The following is a 5568-nucleotide window of genomic DNA, read 5'->3' as shown; positions in this document are numbered from 1 at the left end:
CACGTCTGAGCCGCGAGAGACCACGCCGCGGCAGCGAGTTTCCTGCGGTGCGCAGTCCCACGTCGACGGAGTAGCTGATGGTTCGTGCCGAATCGCTGAGCACCCGCGCCAGGTCGAATCGATCTCCGATTCGCAGCGCAGCCCCGATCTCGTCCGCATCCTGCGCGCGCAGCTGGTCGCGTGCGCGACCTGCGACGCGATGCAGCTCGGTGCGTACGTCGAGCAGCCGACCGTGCGCAAAGGCAAGGCCTCCACCTGGAGACTCGGGTCCGAGTCCGGGCATTCCATCGGTCAGCTGGGCGATCGACAATGCGTCGAGAAGTTGTACGTCGCGAAGACCACCTCGTCCGCTCTTGAGGTCCGGTTCCGCACGGTGCGCGATCTCCCCACTACGGGCCCAGCGCGACCGTGTCTGAGTGATGAGATCGTCGAACCTGGTTCTGATGCCGGTACGCCACTCCCGACGCACGCCGCCGATGAGCAGATTGCTCAACTCGATGTCCCCAGCGATGTGACGCGCTTCGAGCATCCCCAGCGCCGCAGTCATGTCGGTTGCCGCTACCTGCAGCGCCTGCGGAACGGTACGCACGCTGTGATCGAGTTTGATATGGGCGTCCCACAGCGGATACCACAGTTTGTCAGCGACATCGGCCACGATCTCCGGGCTCATGTCGTCGTGCAGAAGAATCAGATCGAGATCGGAGTACGGAAGCAGTTCGCGGCGCGCCAGGCCCCCGACTGCCACGATCGCGAAGCCCGAGTCGGGCTTGATTCCGAGTTCGGCTCCCTTGGTGGTCAGCCAGAATTCATGTAGATCGACCAGAGCTTGGCGAAGCGAGGGCGCGTCGAGACGGCGATTGCGATTCCCACCGTCGAGCAATTGTTTTCTTGCACGCGCCAAATCTGCTGCGGCGTCGTTGGTGCCCTTCGGTGCGGAGCCCTTCGAGACCGAAGGCCCCGATCCTGCAGCTTTCGCTGAAGAATCGGGGCCGCCCGTCCGCGACCCGTGTGGGTCAGAGTGCATCAGCGCCGCGTTCTCCGGTGCGAACTCGGATGACCGATTCGACCGGGGAGACCCAAACCTTGCCGTCACCGATCTTGCCGGTGCGTGCAGCCTCGACGATGACCTCGACGACCTTCTCGACGGCCGCGTCGTCGACGACGACCTCGACACGCACCTTCGGCACGAAATCGACGGAATACTCCGCACCGCGGTAGACCTCGGTGTGGCCCTTCTGCCGTCCATACCCCTGTACTTCACTGACCGTCATGCCAAGCACGCCGGCTTGTTCGAGGCCCGTCTTGACGTCCTCCAACGTGAACGGTTTGACGATTGCCGTGATCAGCTTCATTTTCTGCTTCCCTTCACAAGCTCATTTCAGTGCACGGTTGCATGCTGAGCGACTTCTCGCTCCTATCTCTACCCTGTCAGGCGAAGTCGTACGCAGTCTCGGCGTGTTCGGCCTCGTCGATGCCGTTGGCCTCTTCCTCTTCCGAGACGCGCCAACCGAGGGGCTTGAGCGCGAAGGCGATGACCGCGGTGACAATTCCGGTGAAGATCAGAGCGAACGCTGCGATGACTATCTGCACGACGAGCTGCTTGTAGTCACCACCGTAGAACAGGCCGGTCTCGGACCCGAGCAAGCCGATGGCGATGGTTCCCCAGAGTCCTGCGACCAGGTGAACGCCGACGACGTCGAGCGAGTCGTCGTAGCCGAACTTGAACTTCAGACCGACTGCGAGTGCGGAGAGAACACCGGCGATGACGCCCAGGATCATTGCGCCGACCGGCGTGAGGGCTCCGGCAGCGGGAGTGATTGCGACGAGGCCTGCAACGATGCCCGACGCGGCACCGAGGCTGGTGGCGTGTCCGTCACGGATACGTTCTGTGATGAGCCAGCCGGCGATCGCGGCAGCGGTGGCCGCGGTGGTGTTGACCCAGGCGAGACCGGCGACGCCGTCCGCCGCGAACGCCGAACCAGCGTTGAAGCCGAACCACCCGAACCACAGCAGTGCGGCACCGAGCATCACGAACGGCAGGTTGTGCGGGCGGAAGGCGATCTTGCCGAAGCCGATGCGCTTGCCGATGATGATGGCGAGAACGAGGCCCGCGATACCGGCATTGATGTGAACGACGGTGCCACCGGCGAAGTCGATCGGAGCAACGGAGGCGACGAGACCACCGTCACCATCGTCGGTGGTGCCGAAGATCTTCGCTGCGAGGCCGTCCTCGGAGCCCGAGAGCAGTCCGCCACCCCAGACCATGTGTGCCAGCGGGAAGTACGCGAGCGTGACCCAGATGCCTGCGAATGCGAGCCAGGTCCCGTACTTGACGCGGCCCGCGATCGAGCCGGAGATCAGTGCGACGGTGATGATCGCGAACGTCACCTGGAAAGCGACGTCGATGATGTTGGCGTATCCCCACGGTCCGGCGATGAAGTTGCCGTCCGCATCGGTGATCGAGTCCTTGAGTCCGAAGAACTCGAAGGGATTGGCGAATAGTCCGCCGATGTCCTCGGTGCCGTACGACATCGACCATCCCCACAGGACGTAGATGATCACTACGACGCACATCGATCCGAACGACATCATCATCATGTTCAAGACGGACTTCTGTTGCGACATACCGCCGTAGAAGAACGCCAGACCCGGCGTCATCAGCAGTACCAAAGATGCTGCGATCAGCATCCATGCGGCGTTGCCGGAATTGGCCAACAAATCCTCGGGACTCACGTACACCCTCCTTCTCCTGCACACCGGTTGGTGCGCGGTTACGGACAAAGAGTGGTTTCAAGAAGTTTCATCCATGACACTCGGGTGTTTCGCTCATGTGAACGCATGGCCCGAAACTGTTGCTAAAAAGTTTCGTGCAGGCATTTCACAATTTCGGGAATTTCCGGTTCGCCCGTTTCCGTGCCTCTCCTCGGCTGCCCGGTCGGCTTTACAGAGACCGACTCGACGCACCGAGGCTCGCTTTCAGGCGTTACCAGAGAAACGTGTGTTGCGATTCGAGACCTTCCCGTGATCTCAGCCCAAGAGCGCGTCGACGAATGCTTCGGGTTCGAACGGCGCCAAATCGTCGGCTCCTTCACCGAGACCGACCAGCTTCACCGGCACACCGAGTTCACGTTGCACCTGGAATACGATTCCGCCCTTGGCTGTCCCGTCGAGCTTCGTCAGGACCACTCCGGTGATGTCGACCACTTCGGCGAACACCCGGGCCTGAGTCAGACCGTTCTGGCCCACGGTCGCGTCGAGGACCAGAAGGACGTCGTCGACACGCGCGCGCTTCTCGATGACCCTCTTCACCTTGCCGAGCTCGTCCATCAGGCCCGACTTGGTATGCAAGCGTCCGGCGGTGTCCACCACCACGACATCGACACCCTGCTCGATACCGCGGGTAACCGAATCGAACGCCACCGCAGCAGGGTCGGCCCCTTCCTTTCCTCGGACGACATCCGCGCCGACGCGCTCGGCCCACGTCTGGAGCTGGTCTGCTGCGGCGGCCCTGAACGTGTCGGCAGCACCGAGCAGAACCCGCCGGCCGTCGGCCACGAGGACACGCGCAAGCTTGCCGGTGGTAGTCGTCTTGCCGGTGCCGTTGACACCCACGACGAGCAGAACTGCAGGAGTGCCGTCGTGCGGCAACGCGCGGATCGAACGATCGAACTCGGGGTGCAGCTGCGAGATCAGGATCTCTTTGAGCAATGCACGCGCATCCGTCTCGGTTCTGATGCTCCGCGACGCCATCTGCTCGCGCAGCGAGACCATGATCTCCTCGGTTGTCGCTGAGCCGAGGTCTGCGATCAGCAACGTGTCCTCGACTTCCTCCCACGAGTCCTCGTCGAGGTCACCACCGCCGAGTAGACCGAGAAGGCTCTTGCCGACCGCAGACTGAGAGCGTGACAAACGCCCGCGGAGACGATCGAGCCGGCCGTCCGTCGGAGCGATGTCGTCGAGAACAGGGGCCGAAGGTCCCTGCGCAGGCTCGGGCGTCGGTGTCGGCGCAGGCTCGGGCGTCGGCGCAGGCTCCGGCGTCGGCGTCGGCGTCGGCACAGGCTCGGGCGTCGGCACAGGCTCGGGCGTCGGCACAGGCTCGGGCGTCGGCACAGGCTCGGGCGTCGGCGCAGGCTCGGGCGTCGGCGCAGGCTCGGGCGTCGGTGCAGGCTTCGGTTTCGGAGCCAGGTCCGGTTCGACGGTTGCCGTGCCCTGACTGAAGGAGAACCCGCTACCGGCCTTGTATCCCCCGGACCGATCCTTCTGTCCCTCTTCGATCGTCGGCGCCTCCGACGACTTCAACGACACCCGGCGTCGTCGAGACAACACGAACCCGGCAACGAGCCCGACGACGAGAATGGCCAGAACAGCGGCAATGATGATCCACGCTTGGGTACTCACGGGATCCATCCTGTCAGGACGCGTCGTAGCGTCAGCTGGAGGGCGTCGTCACGACCTCGTCGTCGTCCTCGGTGGCGCTTGCGATGGTCTCCACTCGGTCGCGGTTAAGACGCTGCGAGATGACCGTGGTGATTCCGTCACCGCGCATCGAGACTCCGTACAGGGCGTCGGCAACTTCCATCGTCGGCTTCTGGTGAGTAATGACGATCAATTGCGACTTTTCCCGCAACTGCTCGAACAAACCGATCAGTCGCCGGAGATTCGTGTCGTCCAACGCCGCCTCGACCTCGTCCATGACGTAGAACGGCGACGGCCTCGCACGGAATATGGCGACGAGCATGGCAACCGCCGTCAAGGACTTCTCACCACCCGACAGAAGCGAAAGGCGCTTCACCTTCTTTCCCGGCGGCCGAGCCTCCACCTCGATACCGGTGGTGAGCATGTCCCCGGGATCGGTGAGGATCAATCTCCCCTCGCCACCGGGGAACAACTTCGCGAACACACCGGTGAACTCACGCTCGACGTCCAGCCAGGCGTCGGTGAACACCTGAAGAATCCGTTCGTCGACATCGGCAACGACGTCCAACAGATCCTTGCGGGCGGACTTCACATCTTCGAGCTGCGTCGAGAGGAAGTTGTAGCGCTCCTCCAGCGCGGCGAACTCCTCCAGGGCCAGCGGATTCACCTTGCCCAGCGTCGCCAGATCCCGCTCGGCCCGCTTGGCCCGCTTCTCCTGGGTGAGTCGATCGAACGGCATCGGCGCGGGCGCAACGACTTGCTCTCCCCGCTCCTTCGCAGCTTCGTATTCGGCAACTTCGAGTTCGGTCGGCGGGAGCACGGTGTCCGGGCCGTACTCGGCGATCAGATCGTCGAGACCGATCCCGTGCTGCTCGAGAATGGTCGCCTCCAGCTGTTCGATTCGCAACGCGGCCTGCGCGCGTGCAACTTCGTCGCGGTGAACTGCGTCGGTGATCGATGCCAGCTGGCCCTGCAATGCCCTGACTTGTTCCTTCACCCGGTCCAGTTCCGCGGTGGTGTTCGCTCGCTCCTCCGCGAGTTCGTCTCGACGTGCCGCCGCAGCGGCGACGACACGTGCCAGCCGCTCTGCCACCCGATCTCCAGCCGATGCAACGGATTCCGCCACCGCGGCAGCGTGGCGACGGGCGACCA

4 protein-coding genes and 1 pseudogene are annotated in these 5568 nt (G+C 63.6%); all 5 read right to left on the bottom strand.

Going from position 1 to position 5568, the window contains the following annotated elements; all coding sequences use genetic code 11:
* Positions 1–1024, bottom strand: a pseudogene (locus A2J03_RS15075) ([protein-PII] uridylyltransferase); the annotation flags it as partial.
* The gene (locus A2J03_RS15070) at positions 1014–1352 is read right to left on the bottom strand and encodes a P-II family nitrogen regulator (RefSeq protein ID WP_068375411.1); all 339 of its coding nucleotides are present in this window, start codon (positions 1350–1352) and stop codon (positions 1014–1016) included. The pseudogene A2J03_RS15075 and the gene A2J03_RS15070, both read right to left, overlap by 11 nt.
* 76 nt (positions 1353–1428) lie before the next feature.
* Entirely contained in the window at positions 1429–2688 is a 1260-nt protein-coding gene (locus A2J03_RS15065) for an ammonium transporter (protein WP_197480787.1), read from the bottom strand.
* Positions 2689–3027: 339 nt separating this feature from the next.
* On the bottom strand, positions 3028–4407 hold the full coding sequence (gene ftsY, locus A2J03_RS15060; RefSeq protein ID WP_197480786.1) for a signal recognition particle-docking protein FtsY: 1380 nt from the start codon (positions 4405–4407) through the stop codon (positions 3028–3030).
* A gap of 22 nt (positions 4408–4429) precedes the next feature.
* Positions 4430–5568, bottom strand: a 1139-nt coding sequence (locus A2J03_RS15055; RefSeq protein WP_156520407.1) for an AAA family ATPase, incomplete at its 5' end; no start/stop codon positions are given.

This window comes from Rhodococcus sp. EPR-157 (assembly GCF_001647195.1).
Taxonomy (GTDB): domain Bacteria; phylum Actinomycetota; class Actinomycetes; order Mycobacteriales; family Mycobacteriaceae; genus Rhodococcoides.
The sequence above is the reverse complement of the archived record's forward strand: the minus strand, read 5'-3'. Positions and strand labels throughout refer to the sequence as shown.